At 61.5% G+C, this 20086-nt stretch carries 19 protein-coding genes; 9 read left to right on the forward strand and 10 right to left on the reverse strand.

Features of this window, described 5'->3' with window-relative positions:
• The first annotated feature begins 177 nt into the window (after positions 1-177).
• Both KI797_RS03895 and putP read left to right on the forward strand, forming a co-directional pair.
• Entirely contained in the window at positions 178-1101 is a 924-nt protein-coding gene (locus tag KI797_RS03895) for a L,D-transpeptidase family protein (protein ID WP_043132981.1), read from the forward strand.
• A gap of 274 nt (positions 1102-1375) precedes the next feature.
• Entirely contained in the window at positions 1376-2884 is a 1509-nt protein-coding gene (putP, locus tag KI797_RS03900) for a sodium/proline symporter PutP (RefSeq protein WP_043132978.1), read from the forward strand.
• A 61-nt stretch (positions 2885-2945) separates the two neighbouring features.
• Here the strand turns inward: putP and KI797_RS03905 are convergent, their stop codons facing one another.
• The 3 genes from KI797_RS03905 to KI797_RS03915 form a co-directional block, all read right to left on the reverse strand.
• The gene (locus tag KI797_RS03905; protein ID WP_226171557.1) at positions 2946-3536 is read right to left on the reverse strand and encodes an MliC family protein; all 591 of its coding nucleotides are present in this window, start codon (positions 3534-3536) and stop codon (positions 2946-2948) included.
• Between the two features lie 147 nt (positions 3537-3683).
• Positions 3684-4289, reverse strand: coding sequence for an NAD(P)H-dependent oxidoreductase (locus tag KI797_RS03910; protein ID WP_226171559.1), 606 nt, complete (start codon positions 4287-4289; stop codon positions 3684-3686).
• A 56-nt stretch (positions 4290-4345) separates the two neighbouring features.
• Positions 4346-4777, reverse strand: a complete 432-nt coding sequence (locus KI797_RS03915) for a MerR family transcriptional regulator (protein WP_226171562.1) — start codon at positions 4775-4777, stop codon at positions 4346-4348.
• A 517-nt stretch (positions 4778-5294) separates the two neighbouring features.
• Between KI797_RS03915 and KI797_RS03920 the strand changes: the two genes are divergently transcribed.
• Positions 5295-6275 (forward strand): IS5-like element IS5 family transposase, encoded by a 981-nt coding sequence (locus KI797_RS03920; RefSeq protein WP_226172994.1) that lies wholly within the window; start codon positions 5295-5297, stop codon positions 6273-6275.
• A gap of 586 nt (positions 6276-6861) precedes the next feature.
• On the opposite strand, the gene KI797_RS03925 is transcribed toward KI797_RS03920, so the two are convergent.
• Together KI797_RS03925 and KI797_RS03930 are read right to left on the reverse strand one after the other, a co-directional pair.
• Positions 6862-7290, reverse strand: a complete 429-nt coding sequence (locus KI797_RS03925) for a VOC family protein (RefSeq protein ID WP_226171565.1) — start codon at positions 7288-7290, stop codon at positions 6862-6864.
• Between the two features lie 402 nt (positions 7291-7692).
• A complete protein-coding gene (locus KI797_RS03930) occupies positions 7693-8055 on the reverse strand; it encodes a DUF2061 domain-containing protein (RefSeq protein WP_226171568.1) in 363 nt (120 codons plus the stop codon).
• Positions 8056-8235: 180 nt separating this feature from the next.
• Between KI797_RS03930 and KI797_RS03935 the strand changes: the two genes are divergently transcribed.
• Positions 8236-8442, forward strand: coding sequence for a hypothetical protein (locus KI797_RS03935; RefSeq protein WP_005325909.1), 207 nt, complete (start codon positions 8236-8238; stop codon positions 8440-8442).
• Between the two features lie 80 nt (positions 8443-8522).
• On the opposite strand, the gene KI797_RS03940 is transcribed toward KI797_RS03935, so the two are convergent.
• The 3 genes from KI797_RS03940 to KI797_RS03950 are packed head-to-tail and all read right to left on the reverse strand — an operon-like array spanning position 8523 to position 11735.
• Positions 8523-9377 carry a 23S rRNA (adenine(2030)-N(6))-methyltransferase RlmJ gene (locus tag KI797_RS03940; protein ID WP_226171588.1) on the reverse strand — a complete coding sequence of 285 codons (855 nt, stop codon included), beginning with the start codon at positions 9375-9377 and terminating at the stop codon, positions 8523-8525.
• Positions 9371-9832, reverse strand: a complete 462-nt coding sequence (locus KI797_RS03945; RefSeq protein WP_182787743.1) for a DUF2390 domain-containing protein — start codon at positions 9830-9832, stop codon at positions 9371-9373. The genes KI797_RS03940 and KI797_RS03945 overlap by 7 nt, the downstream gene beginning before the upstream one ends.
• Positions 9825-11735 (reverse strand): ABC transporter ATP-binding protein, encoded by a 1911-nt coding sequence (locus KI797_RS03950; protein ID WP_226171591.1) that lies wholly within the window; start codon positions 11733-11735, stop codon positions 9825-9827. Before KI797_RS03950 ends, KI797_RS03945 begins: the two co-directional genes overlap by 8 nt.
• Positions 11736-11887: 152 nt before the next feature.
• Here KI797_RS03950 and KI797_RS03955 point away from each other — a divergent pair, with 152 nt between their 5' ends.
• The 3 genes from KI797_RS03955 to KI797_RS03965 all read left to right on the forward strand — a co-directional run bounded on the left by KI797_RS03955 (position 11888) and on the right by KI797_RS03965 (position 14977).
• Entirely contained in the window at positions 11888-12298 is a 411-nt protein-coding gene (locus tag KI797_RS03955; protein ID WP_226171593.1) for a CBS domain-containing protein, read from the forward strand.
• Between the two features lie 317 nt (positions 12299-12615).
• Positions 12616-13683, forward strand: coding sequence for a porin (locus KI797_RS03960; protein ID WP_226171596.1), 1068 nt, complete (start codon positions 12616-12618; stop codon positions 13681-13683).
• 349 nt (positions 13684-14032) lie between these two features.
• Entirely contained in the window at positions 14033-14977 is a 945-nt protein-coding gene (locus KI797_RS03965) for a chemotaxis protein CheV (protein WP_042650193.1), read from the forward strand.
• A 102-nt stretch (positions 14978-15079) separates the two neighbouring features.
• On the opposite strand, the gene KI797_RS03970 is transcribed toward KI797_RS03965, so the two are convergent.
• Positions 15080-15688 (reverse strand): arylesterase, encoded by a 609-nt coding sequence (locus KI797_RS03970; protein ID WP_226171599.1) that lies wholly within the window; start codon positions 15686-15688, stop codon positions 15080-15082.
• 57 nt (positions 15689-15745) lie between these two features.
• On the opposite strand from KI797_RS03970, the gene KI797_RS03975 reads away from it, so the two are divergent.
• On the forward strand, positions 15746-16456 hold the full coding sequence (locus tag KI797_RS03975) for an ABC transporter ATP-binding protein (RefSeq protein ID WP_226171601.1): 711 nt from the start codon (positions 15746-15748) through the stop codon (positions 16454-16456).
• Positions 16453-18894, forward strand: a complete 2442-nt coding sequence (locus KI797_RS03980; protein ID WP_226171605.1) for an ABC transporter permease — start codon at positions 16453-16455, stop codon at positions 18892-18894. The genes KI797_RS03975 and KI797_RS03980 overlap by 4 nt, the downstream gene beginning before the upstream one ends.
• A gap of 64 nt (positions 18895-18958) precedes the next feature.
• On the opposite strand, the gene KI797_RS03985 is transcribed toward KI797_RS03980, so the two are convergent.
• A complete protein-coding gene (locus KI797_RS03985) occupies positions 18959-19864 on the reverse strand; it encodes a TIGR01777 family oxidoreductase (RefSeq protein WP_226171608.1) in 906 nt (301 codons plus the stop codon).
• Positions 19865-20086 lie beyond the last annotated feature (222 nt).

Here is a 20086-nt window from a genome sequence, read left to right on the forward strand (position 1 = left end):
TTGTTACAGGATGAGGCCAGGGGAAAACGCCATATTAATCATCGACCCGTCACCACGTGTCGGTTGAAATTTGCGGTGCAGAGGAGAAAAATGGCTGCCTTCTCTTCGCCCCGGGCGCGCACGCCGAGCCCGGTCTGGCACAGAGTGCTGTATCACCCCCTATATCACAGGAAAGTTATGAAGCTCCTCCACAACACGGCGGCCGCACTGTGCTGCAGCCTGCTCCTGGCCGCCCCCGGGTTTGCCATCGAATATGCCCTGCCTGCGGCCAACAGCCGCCTGGTGGGCGAGAACCTGGAATACGTGGTGCCGGCCGAAGAGGCGGGCCAGCCCCTGGAAGCGGCCGCGGCCAAGTTCCAGCTGGGATTGACCAACATGCTGGAAGCCAACCCCAAGGCGGATCCCCTGTTGCTGCAGGCGGGTGAGAAGCTGGTCGTGCCGCACCAGCTGATCCTGCCGGATGCCCCCCGCGAGGGCATAGTGCTGAACGTCGCCGAGATGCGCCTCTACTACTACCCGAAGGGCAAGAAGGTAGTGGAAGTGCTGCCGATCGGCATCGGCCAGCTCGGCACCGACACCCCGGAAGACTGGGTGACCAGCGTGCAGCGCAAGAAGGCGGGCCCGACCTGGACCCCGACCGCCAAGATGCACGCCGAATACGCCGCCCGCGGCGAGACCCTGCCTGCGGTCTGGCCGGCCGGCCCGGACAACCCCATGGGGCTGTTTGCGCTCTACATCGGCAAGATGTACGCCATCCACGGCACCAATGCCCAGTTCGGCATCGGTCTGCGGGTGAGCCACGGTTGTGTGCGCCTGCGTAACGACGACATCGAGTATCTGTTCAAGCAGGTACCGGTCGGCACCCGGGTCCAGTTCGTGAACCAGCCGATCAAGGCCTCGGTCGAGCCGGATGGCAGCCGCTACCTGGAAGTGCACCAGCCGCTCTCCCGCAGCCAGGAGGAGTTCAACTCCAGCCTGCCGGCACCCTTGCCCATGTCCACTGCTGTGACCCGCTTCATCGCCCACGCCGACAGCGATTCCCAGTTGGTCAAGCAGGCTCTGGAACAGCGCAGCGGCATGCCCATCGCCATCAACCGCTGATCCGGTTGTCCTCGATGTCGAGCCCCGGCCAAGGTCGGGGCTTTTTTATGATGCAGGGGAGGGGATCCCACGGATAAGTCTTTGCACCACCGGGATATAATCCGGCCTAACCGCTCTTGATTGGTTACTTGATTAGGTGTGAAACGTTTTCTCTGTGTTTTTTATTTGTTAAAAGTGGTTGTGATCAGGCGATCTGCTGATTACTCTAGGCCGGTTTTTTTAAGGAAGAGTTCGTCGCAAGAACGAACACAGACGTCACATAACGGAGTTTTGAATGACAGCTAGCACCCCAATGCTCATCACCTTTTTGGTGTACATCCTCGGGATGGTGTTGATCGGCTTCATCGCCTATCGCGCCACCCAGAACTTTGACGACTACATTCTCGGCGGCCGCCGCATGGGGAGCTGGGTCACCGCCCTCTCCGCCGGGGCCTCCGACATGAGCGGCTGGCTCCTGATGGGCCTGCCGGGCGCCGTCTTCATCGGCGGCATCTCCGAGAGCTGGATTGCCATCGGCCTCACCATAGGTGCCTACTTCAACTGGCGCTGGGTAGCAGGCCGGCTGCGGGTTCACACCGAGAAAAACCGCAACGCCCTGACCCTGCCGGACTACTTCACCTACCGTTTCGAGGACAAGAGCCGGGTGCTGCGCATCCTCTCCGCCCTGGTGATCCTGCTGTTCTTCACCATCTATTGCGCCTCCGGCGTGGTGGCCGGTGCCCGCCTGTTCGAGAGCACCTTCGGCATGAGCTATGACACCGCCCTCTGGGTCGGTGCCGCGGCCACCATCACCTACACCTTCTTCGGCGGCTTCCTCGCGGTGAGCTGGACCGATACGGTGCAGGCGACCCTGATGATCTTCGCCCTGATCCTCACCCCGGTATTCGTCATCATCGCCGTCGGCGGCATCGACACCGCCATGGTGCAGGTAGCGGCACAGAACGCCAGCAACCTCGACATGTTCAAGAACCTGGACTTCATCGCCATCATCTCGCTGATGGCCTGGGGCCTGGGCTACTTCGGCCAGCCCCACATACTGGCGCGCTTCATGGCGGCGGACTCCCACCACTCCATGGTCAATGCCCGCCGTATCAGCATGACCTGGATGGTGTTCTGCCTCGGCGGCGCCGTGGCCATCGGCTTCTTCGGCCTCTCCTACTTCTCCACCTTCACCGAGCAGGCCGCCGGCGTCACCGGCAACCCGGAGCGCGTCTTCATCGAGCTCTCCAAGATACTGTTCAACCCCTGGATTGCCGGCGTGCTGCTCTCCGCCATTCTGGCGGCGGTGATGAGCACCCTGAGCTGTCAGCTGCTGGTCTGCTCCAGCGCCATCACCGAAGATCTCTACAAGCCCTTCCTGCGCAAGAACGCCTCCCAGAAAGAGCTGGTGTGGGTCGGCCGTGCCATGGTGCTGCTGATCGCCGTGGTGGCCATCGCTGTCGCCGTGAACCCGGAGAACCGGGTACTGGGGTTGGTGAGCTACGCCTGGGCAGGTTTCGGTGCCGCCTTCGGTCCCGTGGTGCTGCTCTCCGTGCTCTGGTCGCGCATGACCCGCAACGGCGCCCTGGCCGGCATGCTGACCGGTGCCATGACCGTCATCGTCTGGAAGCAGTTCGGCTGGCTGGGTCTGTATGAAATCATCCCGGGCTTCGTCTTCGCCACCCTGGCCATAGTGCTGTTCAGCCTGCTGGACAAGGCCCCCTCCAAGGCCATGCTGGATCGCTTCGCCGATGCCGAGCGGGAGTTTCAGACCCCCATGGCCGAGGCGATCGCGGTGAAATAACCCCGGTGACCGCCAACAAAAAGCCCCGCAACTGCGGGGCTTTTTCATGGGCGAGGCGGGCTTATTGGCCGCTGACCCGGCACTGCCGGGCGGCTTGGTCATAACGCTCCAGCCGGGCTTCGTTCCCCTTGGTCAGCAGCGTGAGATTCTGCCCCTCATAACGGGCGCCGCTGGCGCTGGGGGCTTCAAAGGCGAGCACCTGCGACTGCTGCGCCCCCTCGCTCAGGTTGATCACGGCAGCGGGCCGCTTGGCCTCGTTATAGAAGTAGGTCGAGAGCCGGATCCCGCCGTCGCACTGGTAGTCGACCGGGCTTGGCACCCTCAGCTGCCCCCCCTTTATCTGCAGCTCTGTGATGCGCAACTGGTAGCTCTCCTCCACGCATTGGCGCGAGTCGCTCTCTTTCCAGCACTCGTTGCGCCCCTTGATCCAGCCGCGTTGCATCGCCTTCTCCGTCTTCGCCTGTTCGGCCGACAGCTTGGCCAGCGCCTTGGGATAGAGGGCGGCGAGTTCGTTATCCAGCGCCGCCAGCCCGGCGTCCTGGCAGACAAGCTGCTCGGCTGCGCTGTGGGCCTTGGCACAGTCAAAGGAAGGGGTAGCGGCACTGGCCAGCAGCGGCATCAAGGCGAGGGTGCCAAGCAACATCTTGTTCATCGAAAAGGCTCCAGCAAGGGGGATTCCCGCTTACTACAGCACAAGGGCGCCAAGCCGCCGAGGACTTTTTCACCCCAGGCAAGCTTGTCCGTCTCTCTGGGCACCGCTGCCGACAACCCTGGTCACCTGGGTCGCCGACGCCCTGGCTCAGGGTCGTCGCCGCGCCAACTGCTGCGTATCCTGGCGAGCGGCGGCCCCGGCTTGCGTGAGCCAGCGCTGGCGCGCCTTTTCATCCGAGGTGTGGACGGGCCCCAGATGCTGGCGGTGGGTCAGCTGGATGCCGCAGAGCCCCAGCACGGGCTTGGCGAGGGTGCGCTCGACGGGGGAGCCCAGCCACCAGCGGTAGTACCAGACAGGGCTGTCCATGGTGAGCAGCAGGCGCGCCGTCTTGCCGGCAAGCAGGCGCTCGGGAAGCGCCTTGCCCTTCTGATAGCGAAAGGCGAACCCCGAGAGCAACGTTCTGTCCAGCAAGCCTTTGAGCCGGGCCGGCAGGTGGCCCCACCAGAGAGGGGCCACGATCACCAGATGGTGAGCCTGCTTCAGGCTCTGCTGCAATGCCAGCAGATCGGGCTCGAGGGGCTGCAATTCGTCATAGCCATGGTGCAGATCCGGCTCGAAGGCGAGCTCCCCCACGTGATGCAGGGTGACCTCAGCGCCACCCTCCTCGGCGCTGCGGGCGTACTCCCTGGCCAGGGCATGGCAGAGGCTGTCGGGTTTGGGGTTGCCGTTGATGATAAGCAGCTTGGGTGTCATGGCGTGGCTCCTGATGAAGTGAGCCCCCATTACACCCCTTGTCCCATGGGACAGAGTCAAGCCACCTTGTGCGCCTGCCCTGCATCCCTCTGATGAAGCTGCGATTCGGGGTCGTGTGGGACGGGAGCGCCATAGCGGCAGGGGTGCTGCGCCAGCAACTCGGTGCACTGGGTCAGGGATTGATGCTGGCGTTGCAGCCTGGCGACCTCGGCCTCGATCTGCGCCAGCTTGCCCGCGATAAGCTGCTCCACCTTCTGCCAGGGAAACTCGGCGAGGCTGGTGAGGCCTGCCAGCAAGGGAACCAGCTCCCCGAGCTTGCAGCCGAGCTGCTGGGTCTGGCGGATAAAGCCGACCCACTCCAGATCCTCGGCCCGGTAGACGCGATACTTGCCGCGCCGCCTGGGCTCGGGCAGCAGCCCGAGCTGCTCGTAGAGCCGGATTGCCTTTGGAGTGGTGCCCGCCAGCCGGGCAAATTCGCCGATATACATACTGCTGCTCGCAAAGGTGGTGTGAAAGGAGCCCACTATAGGTCAGTGGCAGGGGGATTTCCCGATCCTGAAGGAGGGAGTGAAATATCTCTTTTGTAGGTCTGATTAGCGAAGCGTAATCAGACGATCGCGGCAGAATGATCGTTGGAAGGGCGCCTGACGATTATCCGGCTACCGGTGTGCTGCTTGACTCGCGCATGTTCAAATACGCTTCGTTATTCTAATCTACGGGCTGGTATCACATCATAGCTATATAATATTGATTAGATTGTCCAATTATGTAACATAAGGCCTTTCAGCCTCGTGATCAAAGAGCTTTTTAAAATATTCAAAGCTAATGCTTTTTTCAATACCAAGCTTAACTGATGAAGAGTTTTTATAGTAGAAGTCAAAATGATATCTCGGATGAACTCGACCGTTTTCATTTTCCTCATCATCATCGAATCTAAGGAAGGTGCGAACAAGTCCCTGATATGAGATCATGTTTGTCATCTGGAGCCATGGAACAGGGTTCATCATGAGTCATCAACTTACCTTCGCCGACAGTGAATTCAGCAGTAAGCGCCGTCAGACCAGAAAAGAGATTTTCTTGTCCCGCATGGAGCAGATTCTGCCATGGCAAAACATGGTGGAAGTCATCGAGCCGTTTTACCCCAAGGCTGGTAATGGCCGGCGACCTTATCCGCTGGAAACCATGCTACGCATTCACTGCATGCAGCATTGGTACAACCTGAGCGATGGCGCGATGGAAGATGCTCTGTACGAAATCGCCTCCATGCGTCTGTTTGCCCGGTTATCCCTGGATAGCGCCTTGCCGGACCGCACCACCATCATGAATTTCCGCCACCTGCTGGAGCAGCATCAACTGGCCCGCCAATTGTTCAAGACCATCAATCGCTGGCTGGCCGAAGCAGGCGTCATGATGACTCAAGGCACCTTGGTCGATGCCACCATCATTGAGGCACCCAGCTCGACCAAGAACAAAGAGCAGCAACGCGATCCGCAGATGCATCAGACCAAGAAAGGCAATCAGTGGCACTTTGGCATGAAGGCCCACATTGGTGTCGATGCCAAGAGTGGCATGACCCACAGCCTAGTCACCACCGCTGCCAACGAGCATGACCTCAATCAGCTGGGTAATCTGCTGCATGGAGAGGAGCAATTTGTCTCAGCCGATGCCGGCTACCAAGGGGCGCCACAGCGCGAGGAGCTGGCCGAGGTGGATGTGGACTGGCTGATCGCCGAGCGCCCCGGCAAGGTAAGAACCTTGAAACAGCATCCACGAAAGAACAAAACGGCCATCAACATCGAATACATGAAAGCCAGCATCCGGGCCAAGGTGGAGCACCCATTTCGCATCATCAAGCGACAGTTCGGCTTCGTGAAAGCCAGATACAAGGGGTTGCTGAAAAACGATAACCAACTGGCGATGTTATTCACGCTGGCCAACCTGTTTCGGGCGGACCAAATGATACGTCAGTGGGAGAGATCTCACTAAAAACTGGGAATAGCGCCTTAAATGGCGAAGAAACGGTCTAAATAGGCTGATTCAAGGCATTTACGGGAGAAAAAATCGGCTCAAACATGAAGAAATGAAATGACTGAGTCAGCCGAGAAGAATTTCCCCGCTTATTCGCACCTTCCCTAGAGCATCATTGTATTCATATGATGCATCTTCTTTTGATAACGGTTTACACAATACATAAGTTTGCTTTTTGTGCCTCTCGGCAAAACTATCTATATGTTCCTTTATGCTGACACGCTCTGCTATAGCTAAGGCATCATGTGTATAAAAACAATAGTCTGACATGTTATCACCTCAAAAACATTATATTAAATCTAACGGAAAATATTTAAAATGCAATCTATAGAGCATATTGTACTTTCTTTGGGTGTTCTATCACAACCATGACTATATTTGAATCACAACGATTGCTAAGTCTCACAAATCAGATCGATAAAAGCTAGAGAATTATATTAGGTTGACATTTAGGTACACGCTATTTTGAGCTAGGGCGAGGCGCCGGCACCTTCGGCATCATGATATGTGTAGGTGCCCGAATCGCGGGTATTACGGCCTATTTTTAAAAGCGAATTTCCACTGACCCCGAACTGCGTTTTGCCTCGCCGTGATACACAGCTTCGATATTGTTACCGTCCGGGTCGAGGACAAAGGCGGCGTAGTAGCCGGGGTGATAGACCCGCTCGCTGGGGGCGCCATTGTCCTGGCCGCCGTGGGCGAGGGCCGCCTGGTAGAAGCGATCCACCATGGCCCTGTCTTGCGCCTGGAAGGCGAGATGATGACGACCGGTCAGCACTCCGAGCGATGCCAGGCTGTCGATGTAGGTGACAAAGAGCTCGTCAGCCCAGAAATAGCCCTCACCCGCGCCGCCTATGGGAATATCGAGGGCGGCCAGCGTAGCTGTGTAAAAGCGCTGGCTGGCAACCAGGTCCTTCACCACCAGCTGAATGTGGTCGATCAGCCGACCCCGATGCAGCGTTTGCGTTTCCATGCACAGCCTCCACTCAGAAATTTTTGGACAAGAAACAGCTCTGTTTGCTGGTTACCGCTTTTAGGCAAGCTACCGCACTGGATTTCAGTTTCCAGTGTGCTGCTATTTGGCTGTGCCTGGGGGATGGCGTGGCTCATGGGTGACTCCAACGAGGCATATATTGCCATTCGGGTATGTTAGCGAGGGTGGCGCTGAGGGGAAGGGCAGGGTGATGGATTTTCGGGCGGGATCAAAGAATGAGTCGTTATGGCAAGGGGAGTGTCGGTGTAGTCGAGCTGTGAGAGGGGGTTATGCCCCCTCATTGGGCGCATGGGGCCGGTTTTGCCGGCCTCCTTTAGGCCAGCAGCAGGGGTTGGTGGCTGCTATCGCCGCTCGTGAGGGGGAAGGGCTGGTAGCCCTCCCTTATGCCAGTGCCAGTTGCTGGCGGGCGCGCCACAGCCGCTCGTGGAAGAAGAAGACGACGGTATTGATGGCAGGCTCGATCAACGCCATGACGCCACCGGTCAGCAGCTCGCCGCTCAGCAGGTAGGCGACGGCGAAGGCCACCGAGAAGTGCACCAGGGCGAAGCTGCTGGTCTTGGCCTGCAGGCTGTGGCCCGGTTTGAGCTTGTTCCAGGCCAGGTCGTGGAAGTAGAAGGCGACCGTGTTGACGGCGGGCTCGATCAGGGCGATCAGGCTGGCGGTGAGCAGTTCGCCGGTCAGCAGGTAAGCGACGGTGAAGGCGACACTGAAGTGCAGAACGGCAAAGCTGATGGTCTTTTTCATGATGGTGTCTCCTATGGCGATGAGTGCAGTATCGCCCGGAATCACATCAAATGAAAACCATTCTCATCTATCGGCGAAATAGAAAATGCCTATCAACCAGGGGAGACACCACCAGATTGGGAGTTGCCTGGGGCCACAACGGCGCTAGAGTGTGCCTTTTGCCATGAAAAAGGAGCTTTCATGACCATCAATGCCAACATCTATGTGCTGTTCATCCTGCTGCTGATGATCGTCGTCGGCGTCGTGGCCTGGCGACTGGCCCGGCGCAAGAGCCGCCACCCCGTGCTTGTCACCGTCCTGTGCGTGCTGCTCTGCCTGGTACCGCCCTTCGCCCTGCTGGCGCTGCTCATTCTGGCGCTCTGGCGGGATATGCCCGTCAGAGCCTGAGGCGAGCGGCGTCATCCCGGCAACGGCAGACAGAGAAAAGCCCCTTTCGGGGCTTTGTCGTGTTTGCGGTCGGTGAGGGCTCAGTCAGCTGCCTTGTTGAGCCACTCCACCCTGTACTGGGCACCGGCGCCCTGGGCCAGTTTGGCGCACAGGGGTTTGAGGAAGTCTTCGATCTGCTCGTCCAGCATCCAGGGGGGGCTGACGATGAGCATGCCGGAGCCGTTCATGCCCCAGTCGGCGGTCTGGCCGGCCACTTCCAGCTCCGCCACCAGGACGTTGCCGAAGTTCTCCCGTTTGATGGCTTTGAGCATATCGCGGGACTTGTCCGCCTCCTGGCCGAGGATGGGATACCAGAGGGCGTAGATGCCGGTGGCCCAGCGCTTCTGCGCTTTTTTAAGGGTATTGACCACGGCGAAGTAGTCTTCTTTCAACTCATAGGGAGGGTCGATGAGCACCAGCCCCCGACGCGGCGTCGGCGGCAGCAGGGCCACCAGTCCCTCGAAACCGTCGCGATGGTGCACGGCGACGCGGGGGTCATACCCCATGTTGGCGCGAAGATCTTCCACCTCGTTGTTGTGCAGCTCCATCAGCGCCAGCTTGTCCTGCTCGCGGGCGAGACGGCGCGACAGCTCGGGGGAACCCGGGTAGTAGTGCAGCTGACCATCGCTATTCATCTCTTCGATGACGCCCAGATAGGGGGCCATGGCAGACCACTGGGCCCGCTCGTCCCACAGGCGGCCTATGCCGTCGGCATATTCCGCCTTCTTCTGGGACCAGTCGCCGCGCAGGTCGTAGAGACCGCCGCCGGCATGGGTATCCAGCACGATGAAGGGCTTCTCCTTCTTCTTGAGGGACTCGATGATCAGGGCCTGGACGGCGTGTTTCAGCACGTCGGCATGGTTGCCGGCGTGAAAGGCGTGGCGGTAGCTCAGCATATTAGATCTCTGAGGGGGCCCTGCTGGGCACCCAGTAACGATAGATAGTTCAACAGGTTGTGGCTCTTGCCACGAAACAGGGAGAGGCCGCGCAGGGTCTGCAGCAGGACCCCCTGTTGCAGCCGCTCCAGCTCCAGCTCGTGGGCCAGCATGGCCTGGTACTCTTCCTCGGCCAGCCGTGACTTGGCTTGCTGGCGCAGGGTGCGCCAGGGGAGCAGCACGGCTTCGGTCTGGACCAGGGCCGGTTGCAGGTCGGTGAGATCGACCGGGATGCCGAGCAAGTCCAGGTGGTGCAGCAAGAGCGCCAGGTTGACGTTGCCCCCCTGGCTCTGCACGTCGAGCCAGTCCTGGCTGCGCTCGCCATAGACCTTGCCGCTCCAGTGCCAGAAGCCGAGCGGCGTCGGCAGCTCATGCACGGCGACCCGCTCGCTGGCCATCAGCCGTTCGTCACGCAAAGAAGGCCTGCTCCATGGTTTCCAGCTCCTCACTGAGGCTCATCCACTCCAGCTCCACCTCTTCCAGCTGCTCCTTGAGGGGGCCCTGGGACTTGAGCAGCTCGGAGAGCTTGCCCTTGGCGCTCTCTTCGTAGATGGCGGGATCGGCCAGCTGGCTCTCTATGTCGCCAAGCTTGCCTTGCAGCTTCTCCATGCTGGCCTCGAGCTTCTCCAGCTTCTGGCGCAGTGGCCGGGTCTGCTGACGGAACTGGGCCTCGAGCCGCTTCTGATCCTTGCGTGCCACCGCCGAGTTGGCGGAGACGGGGCCGTCCGTCGGCTTGGCATTGGCCTCTTTCTCCTGCTCCCCGAGCCACTTGTGGTAGTCGTCCAGATCGCCGTCGAACGGCTCGACCCGGCCACCGTGCACCAGATAGAAGTCGTCCGTGGTGGTGCGCAGCAGGTGCCGGTCGTGGGAGACTACCACCATGGCGCCCTCGAAGCCTTGCAGCGCCATGGTCAGGGCGTGGCGCATTTCCAGATCCAGGTGGTTGGTCGGTTCATCCAGCAGCAGCAGGTTCGGCTTTTGCCAGGTGATCAGCGCCAGCACCAGCCGCGCCTTTTCACCGCCGGAGAAGGGCGCCACCTTGTCCAGCGTCTTGTCACCGTGGAAGCCGAAGCTGCCGAGGTAGTTGCGCAGCTCCTGCTCGGACTTGTCCGGCGCGAGGCGGGCCAGGTGATCGAGCGGGGTGTCGTCCAGGCGCAGGGTCTCGAGCTGATGCTGGGCGAAGTAGCCGATGCTGACCCCGGCGCTCACCTCCAGCTTGCCCGACAGCGGCGCATTGGAGCCCGACAGCATCTTGATGAAGGTGGACTTGCCGGCGCCGTTGCGCCCCAGCAGGCCGATGCGCGAGCCCGGCACCAGGTTCATCTTTATCTTCTCCAGGATCACCTTGTCACCGTAACCGGCGCACAGGTTCTCCATGGCGATGAGCGGGGTCGGCAGGGCCGAGGGCTCGCGAAACTCGAAGCTGAACTCGGAGTCGGCGTGGGCGGGCAGTATCTTCTCCATCCGCTCCATGGCTTTCAGCCGGCTCTGGGCTTGACGGGCCTTGGAGGCCTTGTAGCGGAATCTGTCCACATAGGCCTGCATGTGGGACATCTCCCGCTGCTGCTTCTCGTACATGGATTGCTGCTGGGCCAGCTGCTCGGCGCGCTGCAGCTCGAAGTCGGAGTAGCCGCCGGTGTATTCGTTGAGCTTGCCGTTCTCGATGTGGATGATGCGGTTGATGACCGAATCGAGGAAGTCGCGGTCGTGAGAAATAAGCACCAGCGTGCCCTGATAGCCCTTGAGCCACTTCTCCAGCCAGATGACGGCATCCAAATCCAGGTGGTTGGTCGGTTCATCGAGCAGCAGCAGATCGGAGCGGCAGAGCAGCGCCTGGGCCAGGTTCAGGCGCATGCGCCAGCCACCGGAGAAGCTACGCACCGGCGAGTCGAGCTGATCGCCCCCAAAGCCCAGGCCGTGCAGCAGCTCGGCGGCGCGGGCGCGGATGCTGTAGGCGCCTATGGTGTCGAGCCTGCCGTGCAGCTCGGCCACCAGGAGGCCGTTGTCATCCGCCTCGGCCTGGGCCAGCTGGGCTTCGAGGGCGCGGAACTCCTTGTCGCCATCGACCACGTACTCCAGCGCGGAGCAGTCCAGCGCCGGGGTCTCTTGGGCCACGCCGGCAATCTGCCAGCCGGCGGGCAGACTGAAGCTGCCGTTGTCGATGGCCAGCTCGCCCCGCACCAGCGCAAAGAAGGTGGACTTGCCACAGCCGTTCTTGCCCACCAGGCCCACCTTGTGGCCGGGATGTATGGTGCAGGAAGCGTTGTCCAGCAGCGTGCGGCCGCCGCGGATCAGTTCGATTTGACTGGCAACTATCATGGATGGATCTGCTTGGCTCAATGAAGGGGAGAAACTGGCGCGGATCTTACGTGAAATGACTCGGATTTGCACTTGAGGCTGGAGGGCATGGCTGGCTGCGGCAAGAAAAACGTGCCATAACAGAGACATCTGTCAGGGGGCTGGAGGCTTCCATGTTGATTAAAGAGATCATGACGACCCGGGTTGCGACCGTTTCCATGGATGACAGGCTCAATGTCATCAAGGCGATCTTCGAGCAGGCTCACTTTCGCCACCTGCTGGTGGTGGAGGAGGAGGTGCTGGTGGGGGTCATCTCGGACCGGGATCTGCTGCGCGCCATCAGCCCCTATCTCGACACGGATGCCGAGATGAACCGCGACACCGAGACCCTCAACCGACGCGCCCACCAGATCATGAGTCGCGAGCCCATCACCATCTCTCCCGAACGTTCCTTGCAGGAGGCAGCCAGCATCATGCTGGAGCAGCATGTCTCCTGCCTGCCGGTGCTGGAAAACGGCGCCCTGGTGGGCATCGTCAGCTGGAAAGACCTGCTGCGCGTCATGCGGGGCTGGCAACCGATCTGAGGCTCATTGGGGTCGCATGGAGCCCACTCCACCTGGCCCTTATTGAACACCGCTCGATACAAGTGTCTGTCATATCGATATAGGACGTTTTTATTGTTCTTATTTCATGTCTTCTATGGTTTAAAATTCCAAATTAATCGGCCTTTGTGACACTTGGTGTCGCAATGACTGGATTGCATCGTGTTTTTCCAATTAATCGACCCCAGCTTCAGTTCCCATCAAGGTTCGCAGATCTACCCTAGGTCATCGGAAATGAACCCGATTCAAAATGACAACGACCGAGCACAGGTCTGGTTTACACCTCAGAGGAACGAACAATGAAAAAGACAGCATTGACGATGGCCATCTCCAGCCTGCTGCTGGCCGGTGGTGCACAAGCTTCTACCGTTTACAACCAGGATGGTACCAAGCTTGACATCGGTGGCCGTGTTCAAGGCATGTACTACGGTAGCGACAACGACGACGAGAGTGGCGATCAGAGCTACCTGCGTCTGCGCATCGGTGGTGAGACCCGCATCAACGAAGAAACCGTCGCCAACGGCTTCGTCGAGTACAACGTACCGACCAACAGCTCCGACACCGAGCTGCGTTATGCCTACGTTGGCATCAAGAACGATCGTTTCGGTGCCTTCAGCTACGGTCGTCAGGATGGTCTGATTGCCAAGGCCGTTAACGACTACACCGACGTTCTGCCGGAGTGGGGCGGAGATGGCCTGGGCAAGGGTACCGAAGTGTTCGGTACCGGTCGCACCAACGGCCTGGCCCAGTACATCTACACCTTCGACGGTCTGGTGCTGGGTGCCCAGTTCACCGGCGAGAACGAAGCGCAGAACGAGAGCGCTACCAGCTGGACCAAGGGCTCCAACGAAGGTTACGCCCTGTCTGCCAACTACAACTTCGACATGGGCATCAGCCTGGGTCTGGCCTATAACCAGGCCGGCAAGACCACCGAACAGGTTGAAAAGGCCAACTTCGGCGCTCAGGACGCGAAGCTGACTGCCGTTGGTATCAAGTACAACGCCAACAACCTGTATGCTGCCGCGACCTATGCCTATGGCGAAGACCATGTCTACGTTAACAATGCCGGCAACAACGGTTACGTTAGCGAGAGCAACGGTTACGAAGCCGTAGTTCAGTACACCTGGGGCCAGTGGAAGCCGTCCCTGGCGTACAACCGTCTGGACGTGAAAGACGCCGACCAGAACATTGACGATACCCTGACCGAGTACGTGTCCATCGGTGCCTGGTACAACATCAACGACAACTTCGATGTCTACGTTGATTACAAGGCCAACCTGCTGAGCAGCGACGGCACTGACGGGTACAACAAGTTCGGCCAGAACACCGACGACGTCGTTGGCGTGGCAATGCAGTACCACTTCTAAGTCATTCCCTGACTGCCTACTGTATTTTTGGACCGGCCGCTTTGCGGCCGGTTTTTTTATGGGCGCCACATCAGGTGGGCGTGTTATCGGGCGTCAGGCCAATCCCGGGTTCAGCATTGTCCCCTGCTGGTCGATAACTCTCTGTGTCGGGTCGGTGGCGATGAAGGACGACTGTCACTGGGCTATGGGGCGAGGATCACGTCCCGTGGCCAAGTTCCTATCTTTTCTCGACCCTTTTCATTATTTCTATAGAGACTTGCGTTGCTCCTGCCGGGAGAATGCGGGTCTGGTTGGCATGCTGGCGCCCCATCGCGGGGCGGCACTCGGGAAACGGACGTAAGGGCTTTATATGGCGAGCATATTGGATTCAGTGGATCAACGTACCCAGCTGGTGGGGGAGAATCGCCTGGAGTTGTTGATGTTCCGGCTGGGTACCCAGCAGCTCTTTGCGATCAACGTCTTCAAGGTGCGGGAGGTGGTGAAGCTGCCCCATCTCAACAAGATGCCGGGCTCCCATCACAACATCAGCGGCGTGGCGAACATCCGCGGCGTCTCCATTCCCGTCATCAACCTGCGCGGTGCCATCGGCATGCGCCCCATGGCGGTCGACAACGAATCCAACCTCATCATCACCGAATACAACCGCACCATTCAGGGGTTCCTGGTGGGGCAGGTGGCCCACATCGTCAACATGACCTGGAAGGACATACTGCCGCCCCCCCGTTCGGCGGGCCGCGCCAACTACCTCACCGCCATCACCCGTGTCCCGGAGGGCGGGGTCGATCAGATTGTCGAAATCATCGACGTGGAGAAGGTGCTGGCGGAGATCATCACCTATGACATCCGCATCTCGGCGGAGGTGCTGGACAAGGAGATCCTGCCCCAGATGCAGGGGCGCCGGGTGCTCATCGTCGATGACTCCAGCACGGCCCGCAATCAGGTGCGCGAGACGCTCGCCCAGCTCGGGCTCGAGGTGATCGAGTGTCAGGATGGCTTGCAGGCGCTCAAGCTGCTCAAGGGGTGGTGCGACGCGGGCAAGAAGGTGACTGACGAGATCATGCTGATGATAACGGACGCCGAGATGCCTGAGATGGATGGTTACCGTCTGACCCACGAGGTGCGCAGCGATCCGCGCATGGCCGATCTCTTCATCACCCTCAACACCTCCCTGAGCGGCAACTTCAACGAGGCCATGGTCAAGAAGGTGGGATGCGATCGCTTCATCTCCAAGTTCCAGCCTGATTTGCTGGTCGGGGTTACCCAGGAGCGCATGCGCCAGATCCTGGGGGCTTGAACCCGACTCAAAGGCCTAGCGCCTTAAGCCCGCCAAAACAGAGCACCCGCCAAGGCGGGTGCTCTGTTTTGGCGGGCCGGGGCCAATGCCGGCCCCCTGGGGTCACTGGGTCAGCAGGGGCTCGATAAAGCGGGCGACCCGATCGCGGATCTGGGGCTGCGCCGCCGCCGTGGGGTGGATCCCATCGTTCATCATGAGTTCAGGGCGCAACACAATATCATCGAGAAAGAAGGGCATCAGCGGCAGGCCATTGGCTTGCGCCAGCTCCGGGAAGATCTGCTCGAACTGCTGCAGGTAGCGAGCGCCATAGTTGCGCGGCAACTGGATCTGGGTCAGCACCGTCTTCGTCTGGCTGGCCTTGGCCAGCGCCACCATCTTGGTGAGGTTGGCCCGGGTGATGGCGGGGGCGAAGCCGCGCAGGCCATCGTTGCCGCCGAGCTCGATCAGCACCCAGTCAGGCTTGTGCTCCTCGAGCAGGGCGGGCAGGCGGGCCAGCCCTCCCTGGGTGGTTTCACCACTGATGCTGGCGTTGATGAGCTTGTGCTCGCCACCCTGCTGCTGCCATTTTTCATTGAGCAGGGCAGGCCAGCTCTGTTCGGTCGGCATCTGGTAGCCGGCACTCAGGCTGTCCCCCAGTACCAGCAGGGTTTGCGCCTGAGCTGATGAGAGCCAGCCACACAGGCAACTCAAGACGAACAAGACACGTATCATGCATTCAACTCCCAAGATCTATGGTCATTACAGGTTCAGGCAAACAGGAAACGTATCATGAGTTCAACGCCCATTATCACCGTCAAGGGGCTCGGCAAAACCGTTCGCCTCGGCCAGGAAAGTCTCACCATCCTTGAAGGGATCGATCTGCAAGTCAATACCGGCGAGACGCTGGCGCTGGTCGGTGCCTCCGGCTCTGGCAAGTCCACCCTGCTCGGCCTGCTGGCCGGGCTGGATCTGCCGAGCAGCGGCGAGATAGAGATCCTGGGTCAATCCCTGACCCAGCTGGACGAGGAGGGGCGGGCCAGATTGCGTGCCGAGCAGGTGGGGTTCGTGTTCCAGTCCTTCCTGCTGCTGCCCACCCTGAGCGCCCTGGAGAACGTCATGCTGCCAGCCGAGCTGCGCGGCGAGACCGACTGTGAGCCTCGGGCCCGCGAGCTGCTCACCCAGGTCGGGCTGGCCGAGCGGCTGCACCACCTGCCGCCGCGCCTGTCCGGGGGGGAACAGCAGCGGGTCGCCATCGCCCGGGCCTTCATGACCCGGCCCAGCCTGTTGCTGGCGGACGAGCCGACTGGCAACCTCGACAGCAAGACGGGGGAGACGGTGATCGAGCTGCTGTTTCGCCTCAACCGTGAGCACAACACCACCTTGGTGGTGGTGACCCATGATCATGAGTTGGCCCAGCGCTGCCAGCGGCAACTGGTGATGGCGGCGGGACGGCTGGAGGCAGAGCCCGTTGCGGCGGCCAGGGTGGGAGAGTTGTCATGAGTCAGTGGCGACTGGGTTTCAAGTTGCTGCGCCGGGAAGGCTTCAGCGGGGAGCTGCGCTGGTTCGTGCTGGCGCTGGCCCTGAGCGTGGCCTGCGTGCTGAGTGTGGCCCTGGTGGCGGACCGGCTGGATGCGGGGCTCAAGGCCTCGGGCCGCGACTTCATCGGGGCGGATCGGGTGCTGCGCTCCGCCACCCCGGCGCCCGAGGCCTGGCTCGCCCAGGCGAAGCAGGAGTGGCTCCTCGTCCAGACCACGGTCAGCTTCAACAGCATGCTGTTTCACGGCGATGGCCTGCAGCTGGCGTCTATTCGCGCCGTGCCAAGCGATTTCCCCTTCTATGGCAAGCTGGAGCTGATGCCCCAGCGCGCCCCTGCGCCCGGCGAGATCTGGCTCTCCGACCGGGTGATGCAGTTGCTCGGCGCCACACTCGGGGACGAGCTCGAGGTCGGCAACACCAGATTGAAGGTGGCGGGGGAGCTGGGTCAGGAACCGGATCAGGGCTTCAGCCCCTTCCAGATGGCGCCAAGGGCGCTGATCCACAGCGCCGATATTGAGGCGACCGGCGCCCTCTTGCCGGGCAGCCGCCAGCAGTGGCGTTATCTCATCAAGGGGCCGCGGGAGGGGGTCGCCCGTTATGAGCGCTGGCTCAAGCCCAAGCTGACGGCTGGGCAGAAGCTGATCAAGCCGGACGATCAGGGCTCCCAGGTCGGCAAGACCCTGGCCAATGCCGAGCGCTTCTTCCGCCTGGCGTCGCTGGCAGGCGTGTTGCTGGGGGCGTTGGCCATGGGCATAGCGGTGCGCCACTTCGCCGAGCGGCAGACCAACATGGTTGCGCTGCTCAAGACGCTCGGCGCGTCGCGGCGTACCCTCTGGCAACTGATGGGGACGCTCCTCGCCTCCCTGACCCTGATCGGTGCCCTGATCGGCCTGGTGGCGGGGAGCGCCATGCAGTGGCTGACGCTGCAACTGCTGGGGGATCTGCTGCCCGCGGATCTGCCGCCCCCCTCCTGGCGTCCCTTCGCCCTGGGTCTGGCGGTCGCCTTCTTCATCACCTTGCTGCTGGCCTTCGTCCCCTTCCTGCGTCTGCTCAAGGTGCCACCGCTGCGGGTGCTGCGCCGGGAGCTGGAAGCGGGCATCCCCCCCTGGCTGACGGTGCCGGTTGGCCTGCTCGGCTTGTTCGGGCTGGTCTGGGGCTTTACCGCCGATGTCAGGCTGGCGCTCGGTCTCATCGGAGGCATGGGGTTGCTGATGGTGCTGCTGGCGCTGCTGGCCTCCGGGCTGTTGCGACTCGGTGGTCGGCTCAAGGGGCCCCATGCCCTGCGTCTGGCCATCAGCCACCTCTCCCGCGAGCGCGGCAGCGGCCTGTTCCAGCTGGCGGGCTTTGCCCTGGCGCTCATGCTGTTCGGGCTCTTGTGGGCGGCGCGGGTCGATCTGCTGGATGATTTCTCCGCCCGCCTGCCCGCGGATGCCCCCAACCGCTTCCTGGTCAATGTGGCCGACGGGGAGCGCGACGGCATACTGGCGGACCTGCACAAGGCCGGGGCCATCACCTCGGACTTCTACCCCATGGTGCGCGGGCGTCTGACCCGGATCGCCGGTCAGGCAGTGGGTGAGGATGCGGCGCGGGAGGGGGTGAACCGCGAGCTCAACTTCACCACCACGGCGACCCTGCCCCCCGACAACCAGGTCATCTCGGGGCAGTGGCTCGGCGGCAAGGGGGAGGTCTCCGTCGACGAGGTGCTGGCGGGCCAGCTCGGCATCGCCCTGGGGGACGCCCTCAGCTTCACCATAGAGGGGCGCAGCTTCGAGGCCAGGGTGACCAGCCTGAGGTCCATCAAGTGGGACAACATGCGCCCGAACTTCTACATGATCTTCTCGCCGGACGTGCTGGCCCCCTTCTCCCAGACCTGGCTTGGCAGCTATCGCCTGCCGCCACAGGGACGCAGTGCCGAGGTGGAGATCATCCGTCGCCACCCCACGGTGAGTCTCATCGACGTGGAGGATCTGATAGGACGGCTAACCCTGGTCTCGAGTCAAGTGAGCCGGGCGTTGGGGCTGATGCTGGGGCTGGTGACGGTGGCCGCCCTGCTGGTGCTGCTGACCCAGACCCAGGCCAGCATGGCCGCCCGGCGCCGCGAGCTGCTGCTGATGCGCACCTTGGGGGCCGGCAGCAAACTGCTCGAGAAGATGCTGCGCTGGGAGCTGGTGGCGAGCGGCGCCCTGGCGGGACTGTGCGCCGCCACGGTGGTGGAGCTTTGCTCCTTTGGTCTGCAGTGGTGGTGGTTCGATGGCCGGTGGCAGTTCCACTGGGCCATCTGGGCCTGCTTGCCCCTGCTGGGTGCCCTGCTGGTGACCCTGGCCGGTCAGGGCATGCGCCGCCAGTTGCTGGCGGGCACCCTGAGCGACCGGTTAAGAGGCCTGGGGCAGGGGCTGCTCTGACAGCCCCCTGGCGAGGTGCCAGTCGTAAAAATCCCGACCTCGGTCGGGATTTTTCATAATGGCTTCAGCGCGGGGCTTGCAGCAGGTTGCCGAGGGCCTCGGGGAGGGCCGGATAGGTGAAGTGGAACCCCGCCTCCTGCAAGCGTGCGGGCAGGACGTGCTGGCCGGTGAGCAGCAGATCCGCCGCCTCGCCCATCAGCAGTCGAAGCACCTGGGCTGGCACGAAGAAGAGGTGCGGGCGATGCAGCGTGCTGGCCAGGGTCTGGCTGAACTGGCGATTGCTGACCGGCTGCGGGGCCGTGCCATTGAAGATCCCCTCGCACTCGTCGTGCTCGAGCAGGAACAGCATGGCCCGCACCAGATCCTGCACATGGATCCAGCTCATCGTCTGGGTGCCCGGGCCCATGGGGCCGCCGAGCCCCAGCCGATAGGGGGGCAGCATCCTGGGCAGGGCGCCGCCATCGGTGCCGAGCACCAGGCCGATGCGCACTATGCAGACCCGGGTTTGGGCGCTGCGGGCCTGCAGGGCCAGTTGCTCCCACCGCTGGCAGAGCCGGTGGGTGAACTCGTCGTGGGGGTGGTGGCAGCGCTCGTCCAGAGGCTCATCCCCCTGGCGGCCATACCAGCCGATGGCGGAGGCGTTCAGCAGCAATCTGGGGGGCGTGCTGGAGAGCTTGATGAGATCGACCAGTTGCTCGGTCAGCAGCCAGCGGCTGTTGCACAACAACTGCTTGCGGGATTCGCTCCAGCGGCCGGCGGCGATGGGCTCCCCGGCCAGGTTGATGACGATGTCCACGTCGTTGAGGTGGTCCAGCCGGTCCAGGTTGTCGAGCAGAGTGACGTCATGGCCAAGCAGCTCATAGGCCCGGCTACCCTGACGGGTCAACACCACCACGTCATGCGCCACCTTGAGGTGTGCCACCAGGCGGCGGCCGATAAAGCCTGTGCCTCCCGTGATCAGTATCTTCATGTCCTGCCTCCCTGACGGCTGTTCGCTCTACTCTAGAGGCTGGGCGCTGGATGGACAAGATCCTGTTTTTATGAGCATTATAAATTCACGATGGGGCATGCTAGTGCACCTTGCGCTGGCGGCGGCACGAAGCGTCGATGGGGGTGGTATTTGTCGACCATGCCGCCATTCGCTTTGTATCTGGACGCATCACCATTACTTGCCAAGCGGACAGCAGCGAGT

This window comes from Aeromonas media, from assembly GCF_020423125.1.
Lineage (GTDB): Bacteria > Pseudomonadota > Gammaproteobacteria > Enterobacterales > Aeromonadaceae > Aeromonas > Aeromonas media.